14 protein-coding genes are annotated in these 14,803 nt (G+C 76.2%); 6 read left to right on the forward strand and 8 right to left on the reverse strand.

Going from position 1 to position 14,803, the window contains the following annotated elements; genetic code table 11:
• Nucleotides 1-50: 50 nt before the first annotated feature.
• A complete protein-coding gene (locus ACI780_RS05120; protein WP_457001408.1) occupies nt 51-479 on the forward strand; it encodes a mismatch-specific DNA-glycosylase in 429 nt (142 codons plus the stop codon).
• Here the strand turns inward: ACI780_RS05120 and ACI780_RS05125 are convergent.
• Nucleotides 458-3,379: a BTAD domain-containing putative transcriptional regulator gene (locus tag ACI780_RS05125; RefSeq protein WP_457001217.1), complete on the reverse strand. Its 2,922-nt coding sequence runs from the start codon at nt 3,377-3,379 to the stop codon at nt 458-460. The two genes, ACI780_RS05120 and ACI780_RS05125, sit on opposite strands and share 22 nt — an antisense overlap.
• Before the next feature lie 197 nt (nt 3,380-3,576).
• Here ACI780_RS05125 and ACI780_RS05130 point away from each other — a divergent pair, with 197 nt between their 5' ends.
• Nucleotides 3,577-4,872, forward strand: coding sequence for an FAD-binding oxidoreductase (locus tag ACI780_RS05130; protein WP_457001219.1), 1,296 nt, complete (start codon nt 3,577-3,579; stop codon nt 4,870-4,872).
• Between the two features lie 6 nt (nt 4,873-4,878).
• Here the strand turns inward: ACI780_RS05130 and ACI780_RS05135 are convergent, their stop codons facing one another.
• The gene (locus ACI780_RS05135; protein WP_457001221.1) at nt 4,879-6,126 is read right to left on the reverse strand and encodes a globin domain-containing protein; all 1,248 of its coding nucleotides are present in this window, start codon (nt 6,124-6,126) and stop codon (nt 4,879-4,881) included.
• A 189-nt stretch (nt 6,127-6,315) separates the two neighbouring features.
• Between ACI780_RS05135 and ACI780_RS05140 the strand changes: the two genes are divergently transcribed.
• Nucleotides 6,316-7,443: a globin domain-containing protein gene (locus ACI780_RS05140; protein ID WP_456868750.1), complete on the forward strand. Its 1,128-nt coding sequence runs from the start codon at nt 6,316-6,318 to the stop codon at nt 7,441-7,443.
• Nucleotides 7,440-8,273 carry a DivIVA domain-containing protein gene (locus tag ACI780_RS05145; RefSeq protein WP_456868749.1) on the forward strand — a complete coding sequence of 278 codons (834 nt, stop codon included), beginning with the start codon at nt 7,440-7,442 and terminating at the stop codon, nt 8,271-8,273. Before ACI780_RS05140 ends, ACI780_RS05145 begins: the two co-directional genes overlap by 4 nt.
• Before the next feature lie 18 nt (nt 8,274-8,291).
• Here the strand turns inward: ACI780_RS05145 and ACI780_RS05150 are convergent, their stop codons facing one another.
• The 6 genes from ACI780_RS05150 to paaA form a co-directional block, all read right to left on the reverse strand.
• Nucleotides 8,292-8,696: a thioesterase family protein gene (locus ACI780_RS05150; protein WP_457001224.1), complete on the reverse strand. Its 405-nt coding sequence runs from the start codon at nt 8,694-8,696 to the stop codon at nt 8,292-8,294.
• Nucleotides 8,693-9,769 (reverse strand): 1,2-phenylacetyl-CoA epoxidase subunit PaaE, encoded by a 1,077-nt coding sequence (paaE, locus tag ACI780_RS05155; RefSeq protein ID WP_457001226.1) that lies wholly within the window; start codon nt 9,767-9,769, stop codon nt 8,693-8,695. Before paaE ends, ACI780_RS05150 begins: the two co-directional genes overlap by 4 nt.
• Nucleotide 9,770: 1 nt before the next feature.
• Complete coding sequence (gene paaD, locus ACI780_RS05160; RefSeq protein ID WP_456868746.1) at nt 9,771-10,265, reverse strand: 1,2-phenylacetyl-CoA epoxidase subunit PaaD; 495 nt, start codon at nt 10,263-10,265, stop codon at nt 9,771-9,773.
• 5 nt (nt 10,266-10,270) lie between these two features.
• Nucleotides 10,271-11,182, reverse strand: a complete 912-nt coding sequence (gene paaC, locus ACI780_RS05165; protein WP_456868745.1) for a 1,2-phenylacetyl-CoA epoxidase subunit PaaC — start codon at nt 11,180-11,182, stop codon at nt 10,271-10,273.
• Between the two features lie 101 nt (nt 11,183-11,283).
• A complete protein-coding gene (gene paaB / locus ACI780_RS05170; protein WP_456868744.1) occupies nt 11,284-11,652 on the reverse strand; it encodes a 1,2-phenylacetyl-CoA epoxidase subunit PaaB in 369 nt (122 codons plus the stop codon).
• Nucleotides 11,649-12,635, reverse strand: coding sequence for a 1,2-phenylacetyl-CoA epoxidase subunit PaaA (paaA, locus tag ACI780_RS05175; protein WP_457001229.1), 987 nt, complete (start codon nt 12,633-12,635; stop codon nt 11,649-11,651). Before paaA ends, paaB begins: the two co-directional genes overlap by 4 nt.
• Before the next feature lie 221 nt (nt 12,636-12,856).
• Here paaA and paaK point away from each other — a divergent pair, with 221 nt between their 5' ends.
• Nucleotides 12,857-14,197 (forward strand): phenylacetate--CoA ligase PaaK, encoded by a 1,341-nt coding sequence (gene paaK / locus ACI780_RS05180; protein WP_456868742.1) that lies wholly within the window; start codon nt 12,857-12,859, stop codon nt 14,195-14,197.
• Nucleotides 14,194-14,790 carry a TetR/AcrR family transcriptional regulator gene (locus tag ACI780_RS05185; protein WP_456868741.1) on the forward strand — a complete coding sequence of 199 codons (597 nt, stop codon included), beginning with the start codon at nt 14,194-14,196 and terminating at the stop codon, nt 14,788-14,790. The genes paaK and ACI780_RS05185 overlap by 4 nt, the downstream gene beginning before the upstream one ends.
• The last annotated feature ends 13 nt before the right edge of the window (nt 14,791-14,803 follow it).

Below are 14,803 nucleotides of genomic sequence, written 5' to 3' on the forward strand. Positions count from 1 at the left end.
ACGTCGTCGCGCCCGACCTCGACGTCCTCTTCTGCGGGATCAACCCGTCGCTGCTCTCCGCCGCCCGCGGGCACCACTTCGCGCGGCCGGGCAACCGGTTCTGGCCGGCGCTGCACCTGGCCGGGCTGACCCCGCGCCGGCTGGCCCCCGAGGAGGACCGGGAGCTGCTGTGCCACGGCCTCGGGGTGACCAACCTGGTGGACCGGCCCACCCGGACGGCGGCCGAGCTCACGCCGGAGGAGCTGCGCGACGGCGCCGCGGCACTGGCCGTCCTCGTGACCGGGTACCGCCCGCGCACCGTCGCCGTGCTGGGCATCACGGCCTGGCGGCTGGCCACCGGGTCACCGCGCGCCGGGTGGGGGCGGCAGGACGCCTCGATCGGCGGCGCGCAGACCTGGGTGCTGCCCAACCCCAGCGGCCTGAACGCGCACTTCCAGCTGCCCGACCTCGCCCGCCTCTACGCCGGCCTGCGCCGCTGAGGCAGCCGGCGGGCACCGGCCTGCGCCTCCTGCGCCAGCCGGCCGACCAGCGCGACGGCGCCGCCGAGGTCCAGCCCCGCGCCCTCGGACTGCCCGGCGACCAGCTCGTCGTCGGGCAGCGCCTCCCGGGTGGCCGCCACGTAGCGCTGCCCGTCGAGCGGGTCCATCCGCAGCGGGTCGTAGCCGACCAGCCGGGCGTTGGCCTGCACCGCCCCCAGCAGCACCGCGGCGGTGTGCGGCTCGCCGGTCGCGGTGGCCGTGCCGACGGCGGCCAGCAGCCCGGCGAGGGTGCCGGTGGCGTCGCCCTCGCGGTGGGTGAGCTCGAGCATCTGCCACAGGTCGGCCAGCGCCTCGGCCGGCCGGCCGACGTCGGTGAGGACCTTGGCGCGGATCCACAGCACCGACGAGTGCGCCCACGAGTGGCCCAGCTCGACGGCGAGCCGCTCGGCGCGGGCCAGGTGGTCCAGCGCGCCGTCGACGTCGCCGGCGACCCGGGAGAACTGCCCGAGCGTCATGGCGATCTCGACCTGCACCCACTCGATGCCCGACGCCTGTGCCAGCTCCAGGCCGCGGGCGATGTCCTGCGGCGTCTGCGCGTCGGGGTCGGGCTGGCCGATCAGCGCCCGCACGAACCCGCGCAGGACCAGCGCCAGCGCCAGCACGCCGTCGGACTCGTCGGGGGCGGAGGTGACGATCTCGTTGGTCCGCGCCCAGATCGAGGGGACGTCGCCGGAGAGGTAGGCCAGCAGCGCGTCACCGAGCAGCGCGCCGCTGCGCACCTGCGGCGGCGCGTCCGGGGTCGCCTCCAGCGCGGCGGCCAGCCAGCGGCGGCCCTCGGCGACGTGCCCGCGGCGGTACCACCACCACGACAGCGCCGAGCCGATGCGCAGCGCCGCCTCGCCCTGGCCGGTGGCCAGCGCGTGCCCCAGAGCGGCGCGCAGCGCGGGCTGCTCGGCGTCGAGCCGCCGGGCGCTGGCGGTCCACTCCGGACGGCGCAGCGTCGGCTCGAGCCGCTCGGTGAGCTGCACGGCGAAGCCGGTCAGCCGGTCGCGCAGCCGCCGCGCCTGCGCCTCGTCGAGGCCCTGCTCGGCGTACTGCCGCAGCGTCTCGAGCATCCGGTACCGGCCGGCGCCGTGGTCGAGCTCGACCAGGGACTTGGCCACCAGCACCCGCAGCAGCTCCAGCGCCCCGCCGTCGACCTCCGGGCCGGCGACGGCCTCGACCAGGTCGGGGCCGAAGGTGCCCGGCAGGACCGCCACGGCGCGGTAGACCGCCAGCTCCGGCGCGGAGAGCAGGTCCACGCTCCACTGCACCGTGGCCGCCAGGGTGCGCTGGTGCGGCACGGCGGTGCGCCAGCCGCCCGACAGCAGGGCGAAGCGGTCGTCGACCCGCCCGGCGACCTCCGCCAGCGGCAGGGTGGTCAGGCAGGCGGCGGCCAGCTCCACCGCCAGCGGCAGCCCGTCGAGGGCGGCCACGAGCTCGCGGACCTGCGCCAGGTCCGCCTCCGACGGGTCGGCCAGGTGCGGGGCGGCCAGCCGGGCGCGGTCGAGGAAGAGCCGCTCGGCGTCGCTGCCGGGGGCGCCGGCCGGCATCGGCCCGCAGGGCAGCACCGCCTCGCCGGGCAGGCCCAGCGGCTCCCGCGAGGTGGCCAGCACCCGCAGCTCCGGGCAGCGCGGCAGCAGCTCGGCGCAGGCGGCCGCGGCCGCCTCCACCACGTGCTCGCAGTTGTCCAGCAGCAGCAGCAGCGGCCGGTCGGCCACGGCGGTGGCGACGGCGCCCAGCGGGTCGCCGCCGGCGAGGGTGACGCCGAGGACGGTGGCCACCTGCGCGGCGACCAGGTCGGGGTCGGTGACGCCGGCCAGCTCGACCAGCGCGGCCGGCGGCGCACCGTCCGGGCGCCGCCGGGCGGCCTCCAGCGCCAGCCGGGTCTTGCCGCTGCCGCCGGGGCCGACCAGCGTCACCAGCCGCGGGCCGGCCAGTGCGGCGGCGACCTGGGCGAGCTCGCGGTCCCGGCCGACGAACGCGGTCAGCGGCACCGGCAGCGGGCGGCCGAGCCGGACGGCGGGCCGCTCGGGCGCGGGCGCCGCCGGCGCGGCAGCGGGTGCGGCGGGCGCGGGACGGGGCGCGCCGGCCGCGGCCAGCGCCGGGTCCTGGCGCAGGATCTGCCCGTACAGCGTCTGCAGCGGCCGGCCGGGGTCGACGCCGAGCCCGTCGGCGAGCAGCCGCCGGCCCTCCTCGTAGACCTCCAGCGCCTCCGCCTGCCGGCCGCACCGGTACAGCGCCAGCATCAGCGAGGCGCGCAGCCCCTCGCGCAGCGGCTCGGCGCGCAGCAGCTCGCGGACGTCGTCGACGATCTCGGCGTGCCGGCCCAGCCGCAGGTCCAGCTCGGCGGCGAGCTCGCGGGCGGCCAGCCGCAGCTGCTCGAGCCGCTCGGACTCCTCGACGGCGAAGGTGGCCGACACGTCGGCGTAGGCCGGGCCGCGCCACAGCGCCAGCCCCTCGGTGACCGCCTCGCGCGCCCGCTCGACGTCGCCGCGCGCGGCCAGGTCGCGGGCGGTGCGCAGCAGCTGCACGAACCGGACGGCGTCGACGTCCTCGGGGGCGACCTCGAGCCGGTAGCCGGGCTCGCGGGTGACCAGCAGGGTCCACCGGCCGCCGGTGACGTCGGGCTCGAGCTCGCGGCGCAGCCGGGACACGATCGACTGCAGCGTGGCCGACACCGCCGCGGGCGGCTGGCCGCTCCACACCCGGTCGACGAGCAGGTCGACGGGGACGGTGCGGCCCGGGTCGACCAGCAGGGCGGCCAGGACGGCGCGGTGCTTGGGGGACTGGGGCGCGAGGAGGGTGCCGTCGCGCCGCACCTCCACGGGTCCCAGCACGCGGAACGAGGTGCCGGTCATCGCGCGGCAGCCTAGGAACCGGAACGCCTCCGTGGTGGTGTAGCCACTCCATCGAGTCCGGTCCGTGACCTGCCCCCGGGCGGCCGACCGTGCGCCGACCGTGCGCTGACCTGGCGCCCAAGCGCCCGGCAAGGGCGCACCAAGGACGGCGGCCGACTCTTGCGCTGCACCGTCGCCGCGCACCTGGGAGAACCCCCGTGACCTCCGCACCCGTCCTGCCCGCCGTCCTCCCGCCCGACCTGTCGGCCGCGCTGCGGTCCCGGCTCTCGCCCGCGGCGGAGGTCCGCGAGGACGCGGTCGTGCAGGTGGCCGAGGCCGCCGACGTCGCCGCGGCGGTGCGGCTGGCCGGCCGGCACGGCGTCGGGCTCGCCGTCCGCGGGCCCGGGCGCGGGGCCGGACGGGCGCGGCGGCTGCTGGTCGACCCCGACCGCCTGACGGAGGTGACCGTGTCCTCCTCGGGCTGGGCCCGGGTGGGGGCCGGCGTGCGCTGGCGCGACCTGGCCGGGGAGGCGGGCCGGCGCGGCCTGACCCCGCTGACCGGCGGGTCGGCGGCGGAGCGGGTCGCCGACACGGTGACCGGGGGCGGCGTCGGCCCGCTGGCGCGCACCTACGGCCTGGCCGGCGACCGGGTGCGGGCGGTGGAGCTGGTCACCGGCGACGGCGCGCTGCGGCGGGTCACGCCGGCCGAGGAGCCCGGGCTGTTCTGGGGCGTGCGCGGCGGCGGCGCGGCACTGGGGGTGGTGACCGCCGTCGAGCTGGACCTGCTGGCCGCCGGCCCCCGCTACGGCGGGCAGCTGCGCTGGGCGGCGGCCGACGCGGAGCGGGTGCTCGACGCCTGGCGGGCGTGGACGCCCACGCTGCCGGCTCAGGCCGGAACCTCGCTGCTGCTGACCCGGCCGCGCTCCGGCGAGTGCGGTGTGACGGTGCGCTTCGCGTGGGCGGGGGACACCGAGGACGGCGTCGAGGTGCTCGACGGGCTGCTGCGCCCGCTGGCGGCCACCGCGCGCCCGCTGGACTCCGAGATCGCGCCCCGCGGCCCGGCCGGGCTGGCCACCCGGGAGCAGGAGGCGGGGATCGGGTCCTCGCTGCTGCCCGACCGGGTCCCCGACGACGCCGCCGCCGCGCTGCTGCGGGCCGTGCGCGGTGCCCGGCCCCGCACGGTGGAGGTGCGGCTGCTCGGCGGCGCGCTGGGCTGGGTCCCCGAGCGGGCCAGCGCCGTCTGCCACCGCGACGCCCGGCTGGCGGTGCGGCTGGTCGGCGGCACCGGCGTCGAGGACCGCGCGGCCACCCGGGCGGCCGCGGCGGAGCTGGCCGACGCGTTCGACACCGACCTGGCCGGCCGCGAACCGGCGCACGGGTTCGCCGCGGTGCCCGACGTGCTGGCCCGCACGCCCACGCCGTCCGCGCGCGACCGGCTGGCGGCCCTGGCGGCCACCGCCGACCCGCACCGCATCCTCGAGGGCGCCGCCGGCGGCGACCGCCGCGGGGACTGAGGCCGGTCAGCCCGCGGCGGCGTGCACCGCGTCGGGCGAGGGCTCGGCCTGGAAGTCGGCCTGCCACAGGTCCGGGCCGAACACCTCGTACTGAACGTCGCGCGGGGGGACGCCCCGGTCGATGAGCGCGCTGCGCACCGCCCGCATGAACGGCAGCGGTCCGCAGAGGTAGTAGACGGCGTCGTCGGGCAGGTCCACCGCGTCGAGGTCCATGACGCCGGCGTGCACGCCGTCGACCGGCAGGGTGCCGGTGGCCCCGCGCTCGTACCAGACGTGGATCCGCGCGCCGGACAGCCGCCGGACGTCGCCGAGCACCTGCTCGCGCAGGGCGAAGGACTCCTCGTCGACGTCGGCGTGCAGCAGCGTGATCGGCAGGTGGGAGCCCGCCGCGGTCAGGTGGGAGAGCATCCCGGCCATCGGGGTGACGCCGATGCCGGCGCTGGCGAAGACCACCGGGCGGCCGGAGTCGTCGAGGACGACGTCGCCGAAGGGCAGCGACATCGTCAGCCGGTCGCCGACGCCGACCCGGTCGCAGAGGTGGGTGGACACCTCGCCGTCGGGCCTGCCGTCCCCGTGCACGCGCTTGACCGAGAACTGGCGGTGCTCGCCGTCGTCGGCCCGGGTGAGGCTGTACTGCCGCGGCTGGCGCACGCCGTCGGGCATCGGCACCTGCACCGTCACGTACTGGCCGGGCAGCGAGGTCCTGACCAGCCGGTCGTCGACCCGCCGGACCCGGAAGGTGACGACGTCGGCGGTCTCCTGGACCTTCTCGGTCACCTCCCACTCGCGCCAGACCGTCTCCGGGCGCACGCCGCGGGCGCTGTAGAGGCCGCGCTCCTGGTTGATCAGGGCGTAGGCCATCAGCCAGTAGACCTCGTCCCACGCGGCGGCGACCTCCGGCGTCACCGCGTCGCCGAGGACGTCGGCGATGGCCCAGAACAGGTGCTCGTGGACGACGTCGTACTGCGCGGGGGTGATGCCGAGCGAGGCGTGCTTGTGCGCGATGCGCGACAGCAGGCGCTCGGGTACCTGCTCGGGCGTCTGCACCAGCGTGCTCGCGAAGACGGCGACCGACCCGGCGAGGGCCACCTGCTGCTCGCCGGTGGCCTGGTTGCCGCGGTTGAAGACGCCGTCGAACAGCTCCGGGTGGGCGCCGAACAGGTGCGCGTAGAACCGCTGGGCGATCTCGCCGACGTGCTCGGCGACCACCGGCAGCGTCGCCTCGATGACGGGTCGGGAACGGTCGGACAGCATCGGTCCTCCTCGGACGGTCGACGGACGCGGCTCCCGACCCTGCCAGGAGGGACTGCGCACGGCGACTGCTGCCGTACCGGTACGACTCTGGCCGTCCGTTGTGATCGTCGTTACAGTGCCCGGACGACGGTCCGGCCACCCGGCCGGCCGAGGCCAGGCTCACGGGGGGCCCGCGTGGACATTCCGGCGATGCGCGCCAACTTCGCGAAGGCCGCGGCCGCGGGGGACGAGGCGCCGCTGTGGTTCTACGCGCACCTGTTCCTCGCCCACCCCGAGACCCGGCAGCTGTTCCCGGTCTCGATGGCCCACCAGCGCGACCGGCTCTTCGCCGCGCTCGGCGAGGTGGTGGCCCGGGTCGACGACCTCGACGCCCTCGTGCCGATCCTGCAGCAGCTCGGCCGCGACCACCGCAAGTTCGGCACGGTGGCCGAGCACTACCCCGCGGTGGGCGCGAGCCTGCTCGCCACCCTCGAGCACTTCGACGAGGAGTGGGACGAGGCGCTGGCCGCGGACTGGACGGCGGCCTACGAGCTGGTCGCCCAGGTGATGGTGCAGGCCGCCGAGGACATGTCCGACCAGCCGCCGTGGTGGGACGCGGAGGTGGTCGCCCACGAGCGGCGCACCGTCGACACCGCCGTCCTGCGCCTGCGGTCGAAGGTCCCGCTGCCCTACCGCCCCGGGGAGTCGATCTCGCTGGAGACGGAGCTGCGGCCCCGGCTGTGGCGCTACTACTCGCCGGCCAACGCCTGCCGGCCCGACGGCGAGCTGGAGATCCACGCGCGGGCACAGCCGGGCGGCCCGGTCAGCACCGCGCTGGTGCGGCAGGTCCACGTCGGCGACGTGCTGCGCCTGGGGCCCCCGGTGGACCACATGCGCTTCGACCCCGACTCCGACCGCGACCTGCTGCTGGTGGCCGGCGGGACGGGGCTGGCGCCGCTCAAGGCGATCGTCGACCACGTCGCGCGCAACGGCGGCGCGCAGCGGCGGGTGGACCTGTTCGTGGGCGTCCGCCTCGAGGAGGACCTCTACGACCGCGAGGACCTCACCCGGCTGGCGCAGGACAACCCGTGGCTCACCGTCACCGTCGCCGTCTCCGAGGACGAGCACACCCAGTTCGCCCACGGCGACGTCGGTGCGGTGGTCGCCCGCTCGGGGCCGTGGGGGAGCAGGGAGGCCTACGTCGCCGGCCCGCCGGCGATGGTCGACGACACCGTCGACAGGCTGCGGCAGCAGGGGCTGCCCGAGGAGCGCATCCGCACCGAGGTGTTCGCACCCAGCCGCCCCGGACCCGATGTGCACGGAGAGGTGACGACATGAGCACGACCCCCGAGCCCGCCGGCCCCGTCGGCCGGCGACTGAGTCCGGCCGACGTCCGCGACGTCCGGTTCGGCCGGTCCTCGGTGTTCCGCCCGGGCTACGACGACGTCGAGGTGGACCGCTTCCTCGAGCGCGTGGGGGAGGAGCTGTCCCGGCTGCACGCGGAGAAGGCGGAGCTGCGCGACCGGGTGCACGCCCTGCAGGCCCGCCTCGACGACGACGCCCCGCGGGCGGAGGCCCCCTCGGCGCAGGCCGTGGGCATCCTCGCGGCCGCGCAGCAGACCGCCGACCAGTACGTCGCCGAGGCCGAGGCGATCAGCCGGGTGATGACCGCCGAGGCGCGCGAGCACTACGAGGAGCAGGTGCGGGAGGCGCGGGAGAAGGTCGGCGCGATGATCCAGGCCGCCCACGAGGCCGCCTCCCGGATCGCCGCCGCCCAGGGCACCGCGGCCGCCGCGGCCCAGCCCGCCGGCGTCGACACCCGCACCGAGGAGGAGTTGCAGGAGCAGGTGCGGTACCTGCAGGCCTTCGGGCAGGCGTGCCGCACGCAGCTGCGCGCCTACCTCGAGGCGCTGCTCGCCGACGTCGAGCGCGAGTGGGGCGCCGCCTCCCCGCAGGCCGTGCCGGTGGCGCCGCGCCCGCAGGCCGAGCCGCTGCGGGCCGACCCGGCACCGGCCGCGGCGATCGCGGCGTCCGACCCGGCGGCGTCCGGTGGCGAGGGGTCGGGCCCTCCGTCGTCCGGCACGGCCGAGCCCCGGACGGTGGAGGCGGCAGCGGTGCTGCTCAGCGACGAGTCGCTGCGCGGGCAGGAGGCCGGCCGCCGGCAGTGAGCCGGCGGCCCGGCCCCGTCACGCCGCCGGGTGCGGGCGGGCCAGCCGGGCGGCGAGCACGTCCTCGGGCAGCACCGCCTGCCCGGTCGTCCCGCGCCCGAGCAGCCGGCCGTGCGCGTCGACGGCGGTCAGCGCGCAGGTCAGCCGGTTGCCCTGCACCTGCGTGCAGGTCGCGGTGACCCGGACCCGGTCGCCCACCCACGCCGGCGCCAGGTGCTCCACCGACACCGCCGTCCCGACGCCGGCCTCGCCCGGCTCGAGGTGGGCCAGCAGCAGCTTGCGGCCGGCCTCCTCGAAGTGCTTGGCCATCGCGTAGGTGGCGTAGACCGGGTGCACCCGGCCGAGCTCGTCGAAGTCCACGGTCATCGCCGCGGTGACGACGACGTCGAGGACGGCGCTCTCGCCGGCGTCGACCGGGGTCACGCGTCGAAGTCGACGGTGACCGCGTCGGACAGCGGCAGGGTCTGGCAGGTCAGCACGTAGCCGGCCTCGACCTCGGCCGCCTCCAGCGCGTAGTTGCGCCGCATCTCCACCTCGCCGTCGGTGACCCGTGCGCGGCAGGTGCCGCAGACGCCGCCCTTGCAGGCGAAGGGCAGGTCGGAGCGGACCCGCTGCGCGGAGTCGAGCACCGGGACGTCGCGGGGGAGGGCGAGGGTGGTCGAGCGGCCGTCGAGGACGACGGTGACCTGGCTGCTGGGGCCCTCGACGGTCTCGTCGTCGCCGCGCATCGGCTGCGGCGGGACGTCGTCGACGTAGAACAGCTCCTGGTGCACCCGCTCGGGCGGGACGCCGAGGCCGGCGAGCAGCTCGCGGGCGTCGGTGACCATGCCGTGCGGGCCGCACAGCCACCAGTGGTCGACCTGCCCGGCGTCGACGAACGTGTCCACCAGCGTGCGCAGCCGCTCGGCGTCGAGCCGGCCGGTGGTCAGCTCGGCGTCGCGGGGCTCGCGGGAGAGCACGTGCACCAGCTGCAGCCGGGTGCCGTAGCGGTCCTTCAGGTCGGCCAGCTCGTCGGCGAACATGACGGTGTTGGTGCGCCGGTTGCCGTAGAAGACGGTGACGGTCGACTCGCCGTCGCGCAGCACCGAGCTCGCCAGGCTCAGCGCGGGGGTGATGCCGGAGCCCGCGACGACGAAGACGTGGTCGGCCGGCTGCGAGAGGTCGGCGGTGAAGGTGCCCGACGGCGGCAGCACCTCGATCGCGTCACCGGGCCGCACCTCGTGCACCAGGTAGGAGGAGAAGAAGCCGCCGGGGACCTCGCGCACGCCGACCCGCGGCGGGGCGCCCACCGGCGCGCAGATGGAGTAGGAGCGGCGCTCGTCGCGGTCGCCGTCGACCCGGCGCAGGGTGAGCGCCTGCCCGGGCCGGAAGGCGTAGTCCTCGGCCAGCTCGGGCGGGACGTCGAAGGTGACGGCGACGGCGTCGTCGGTGAGCTGCTCCACGCGGGCGACCCGCAGGGGGTGGAACTGCGGCCGGCGGCGGGTGGGTGCGCTCAACTCAGATCTCCTTGACGTGCTCGAACGGCTCGCGGCAGCTCCGGCAGCGGCGCAGCGCCTTGCACGCCGTCGACCCGAACTCGCTGAGCTCCTCGGTGTCGGGGGAGCCGCACAGCGGGCAGGACGCCGTCCGCCGGGGAGGGCCCAGCTGCAGCGGCACGGGGCCGGCGGGGCGGTGCGGCGCCGGGCCGGGCGGGGCGATACCGGCGGCGGCGAGCTTGCGGCGGCCGACGTCGGTGATCCAGTCGGTGCTCCACGCGGGGGAGAGCACGGTGCGGACCTCGACGTCGTCGAAGCCGGCCGAGTGCAGCGCGTGCAGCAGGTCCGCGCGCATGACGCCCATCGCCGGGCAGCCGCTGTAGGTGGGCGTGATGTCGACGACGACGGTGCCCTCGTGCACCCGCACGTCGCGCAGCACGCCGAGGTCGGCGAGCGTGAGCGTGGGCAGCTCGGGGTCGGTGACGGTCTCGGCGACCGCCCGCGGGTCGGTGCTCACCGCCGTCACCAGGTGGCCGCCGGGTGCTGGCGGGCCAGGCCCTGCAGGGTCTCCAGCAGCGCGGCCACCTCGGGGCCGTGCTCGCCGAGCCGGCCGCGCGGCGGCGCGTCGGCCGGCCACGGGGGCACCGGCAGCGTCGCGCGCTCCAGCACGGTGGTGAGCACGTCGCGCACCTCGGCGCGGACGTCGGCGGGGTCGACGGCGACGCCGGCGGCGACCAGCCGCCGCTCCACGTCGGTGGCGGTGAACACGTCGGCCAGCAGCGGCCACACCGCGTCGACGCCGTCCTGCGCGCGGCGGGAGGACTCCGCCGTCCCGTCGCCGAGGCGCAGCACCCAGCGGGCGGCGTGGTCGCGGTGGTAGGTGAGCTCGTGCACGCCCTTGGCGGCGATCGCGGCGAGCACCGGGTCGCGGGAGTCCCGCAGCCGGGCGAACACCGCCAGCCGGACGGTGGCGGCCACCAGCAGGCGGACCATCGTCTGCCCGAAGTCGCCGTTGTCCGCGGCGGCCAGCGCGGTGCAGCGGAACTCGTCGGGGTCGCGGAAGTAGGCCAGCGCGTCCTCGTCGGGGATCGACGCGGACGCCCGCTCGCGGGAGCGGCCCAGCACGCCCACCGACCCGGCACGGGCCAGCAGCAGCCGGGCCTGCCCGAGCAGGTCGAGCGCGACGTTGGCGATCGCCACCTCCTCCTCGAGCTCGGGCGCGGCGGTCACCCACTCGGTGAGGCGCTGGGCGAGGACGAGGGCGTCGTCGCCGAGCATCAGGCAGTAGGTGCCGAGGTCGGTGCGGTCGACGCCGTCGGGGACGGTGGTGTCGACGCCGGCCAGCGGCTCGTCGAAGCCGGTGCCGAACGCCCAGTGCCCCTCGCCGCCGTGCGCGTGGTCCAGCGCGTCGTAGACGGTCTCCTCGTGCCCCATCTCAACCGTTCCTTCCGTGGTGGACGCGCCCAGCCGGTCGGCCCCCTCTCAGGGCCCCGCCGCCCGAGGTACGAGGGCGGCGGGGGGAGAAGGGGTCCTTCTCACATGTGGGGGACGTCCTCGGGGATGTCGTAGAACGTCGGGTGCCGGTAGACCTTGTCGCCGCTGGGGGCGAACATCGGGTCCTTCTCGTCGGGGCTGGAGGCGGTGATGTCGGCCGCCCGCACCACCCAGATGCTCACGCCCTCGTTGCGGCGGGTGTAGACGTCGCGGGCGGCGTGCACCGCCATCTCGTCGTCGGGGGCGTGCAGCGAGCCCACGTGCACGTGGTTGAGGCCCCGCTTGCCGCGCACGAACACCTCGTACAGCGGCCAGTCGCGCCGGGCGGTCGACGCCTGCGGCTCGACGGGCACCTCCGGCCCGGTCGGGACGGCGCCGTGCCCGCCCTCGGCGGTGACGTCGGTGCTCACGCGGCGCTCCCGGCGTGCTCCCCGGCGTGCTTGGCGGCGTACGCGGCCGCGGCCTCGGTCACCCAGGCGTTGTCGTCGCGGGCGGCCCGGCGGCGGGCGACGCGGACGGCGTTCATCGGGCCCTCGCCGCTGATGACCCGCTTGAACTCCGCCCAGTCGATGGCGCCGAAGCGGTGCTTCCCGGCCGCCTCGTCCCACACCAGGTCCGGGTCGGGCAGCGTCACGCCGAGGAACCGCGCCTGCGGCACGGTCATGTCGACGAAGCGCTGGCGCAGCTCGTCGTTGCTGTGCCGCTTGATGCCCCAGGCCATCGACTGCGCCGAGTTGGGGCTGTCGTCGTCGGGCGGGCCGAACATCATCAGCGAGGGCCACCACCAGCGGTCGACGGCGTCCTGCACCATGGCCCGCTGCTCGGGGGTGCCGCGCACCATCGTCATCAGCAGCTCGTAGCCCTGCCGCTGGTGGAAGGACTCCTCCTTGCAGACGCGGATCATCGCGCGGGCGTAGGGCCCGTAGGAGGAGCGGCACAGCGGCACCTGGTTGCAGATCGCCGCGCCGTCGACCAGCCACCCGATGACGCCGACGTCGGCGTAGGTGAGCGTCGGGTAGTTGAAGATCGAGCTGTACTTCTGCCGGCCCTCGATGAGCTTGTCGGTGAGGTCGGCCCGGTCGGCGCCGAGGGTCTCGGCGGCCGAGTACAGGTACATCCCGTGGCCGGCCTCGTCCTGCACCTTGGCCAGCAGGATCGCCTTGCGCCGCAGGCTCGGGGCGGCGAGCAGCCAGTCGCCCTCGGGCTGCATCCCGATGATCTCGGAGTGGGCGTGCTGGGCGATCTGGCGGACCAGCGTCTTGCGGTAGCCCTCGGGCATCCAGTCGCGCGGCTCGATGCGGTGCTCGGCGGCGACGGTGGCGTCGAACCGCTCCTGCAGCGACGCCTCGTCGGGGGTGCCGGCTGCGGTGCGGTCCAGGGTGGGCGCTGACATCGGGGTCCCTCGTTCGCGACGGCGGGAGGTCAATTACTGACCGGATGGTCGGTATCAGTGTGCACGACGCCGCGGGCCGGCACAACCCGGGCACGGGAGGGCTTGACAGCACCCGGCCGGGGGGAGTCCGATACCTGACCATCCGGTCGGTAATGGCGTCCCCGTGGCGGGTGCCGGCCGCCCGGCGACGACGCCCGCGCACCTCCCGGAGGCCTGCCGAGATGACGGTCCTGACCAGCGAGACGCCCCGGCGCCTCGGTGTCGCCCCCGAGCCCGGGACGCTGGACCCGGCCGAGCGGGTGTCGGTCGACGAGCTGCGCGCCCTGCAGCTGGAGCGGCTGCGGTGGTCGCTGCGGCACGCCTACGACAACGTGCCGCACTACCGGCGCGCCTTCGACGACGCGGGCGTGCACCCCGACGACTGCCGCGAGCTCGCCGACCTGGCGCGGTTCCCGACGACGAGCAAGGCCGACCTGCGGGAGAACTACCCCTTCGGCATGTTCGCCGTCCCGCAGGAGCAGGTGCGCCGCGTGCACGCCTCCTCCGGCACCACCGGACGGCCGACCGTCGTCGGCTACACCGAGCGCGACATCGACACCTGGGCCACCGTCATGGCCCGCTCCATCCGCGCCGCCGGCGGCCGGCCCGGCGACACGCTCCACAACGCCTACGGCTACGGCCTGTTCACCGGCGGGCTGGGCGCGCACTACGGCGCGGAGAAGCTCGGCTGCACCGTCATCCCGATCTCCGGCGGGATGTCGGCCCGCCAGGTGCAGCTGATCACCGACTTCCGGCCCCGCGTGATCATGGTGACGCCGTCGTACATGCTCGCCCTGATCGACGAGTTCGAGAAGCAGGGCCTCGACCCGCGGGCCAGCAGCCTCGAGGTCGGGATCTTCGGCGCCGAGCCGTGGACCGAGCAGATGCGCCGGGAGATGGAGGAGCGCCTCGACATCCAGGCCGTCGACATCTACGGCCTGTCGGAGGTCATGGGCCCCGGCGTCGCCCAGGAGTGTGTGGAGACCAAGGACGGCCTGCACGTCTGGGAGGACCACTTCTACCCGGAGGTCATCGACCCGGTCACCGGCGAGGTCCTGCCCGAGGGCGAGGTCGGCGAGCTGGTGTTCACGTCGCTGACCAAGGAGGCCATGCCGGTCGTCCGCTACCGCACCCGCGACCTCACCCGGCTGCTGCCCGGCACGGCCCGGCCGGGCATGCGGCGGATGGAGAAGGTCACCGGCCGCACCGACGACATGATCATCCTGCGCGGCGTGAACCTCTTCCCCACCCAGATCGAGGAGGTCGTGCTGCGCACCCCGGGGCTCTCGCCGCACTTCGGGCTGGAGCTGGTCACCCGTGGCCGGCTCGACCACCTCGTCGTCCGGGTCGAGGCCCGGCCCGACTGCCCGGCCGAGCGGCGGGACGCGGCGGCCCGGGAGGTCGCCGAGGGCGTCAAGGAGACCGTCGGCTCGAGCGTCGAGGTCCTCGTGGTGGACCCGGAGACGCTGCCGCGGTCGATGGGCAAGCTGCAGCGGATGGTCGACTCCCGGGCGAGGGCGTGACCGAGACCCGGGTGCGGCGCGGGCGGCCCGGGCACTCGCTGGACAGCCTGCTCGACGTCGCCGTCGCGGTGTTCAACGAGCGCGGCTACGACGCCACGAGCATGGAGGAGCTGGCCGCGCGGCTCGGGGTCACCAAGTCGGCGATCTACCACCACGTGACCAGCAAGGTCGAGCTGCTGCGGCTGGCCCTCGACCGCGCGCTCGACGCCCTGTTCGCCGTCACCGAGGAGCCCGCGGCCACCACCGGCCCGGCCATCGACCGGCTCGAGCACGTCGTGCGCGGGTCGGTGCGGGTGCTGGCCGCCGAGCTGCCGTTCGTCACCCTGCTGCTGCGGGTGCGCGGGAACTCCCCGGTCGAGCAGGCGGCGCTACAGCGGCGCCGCGAGTTCGACCGCGTCGTCACCGACCTGGTGCGCGCCGCCGAGGAGGAGGGCGACGTGCGCCCCGACGTCGACCCCGCCGTCACCAGCCGGCTGCTGTTCGGCACCGTCAACTCGCTCACCGAGTGGTACCGCCCGGGCGGCAGCCTCTCGGTCGACGCCCTGGCCGACGCGCTCGTCACCACCACCTTCGAGGGCCTGCGGGCCCGCTGACCCCTGGAGACCC

The sequence above is a fragment of the Geodermatophilus sp. SYSU D00814 genome (genome assembly GCF_054050055.1).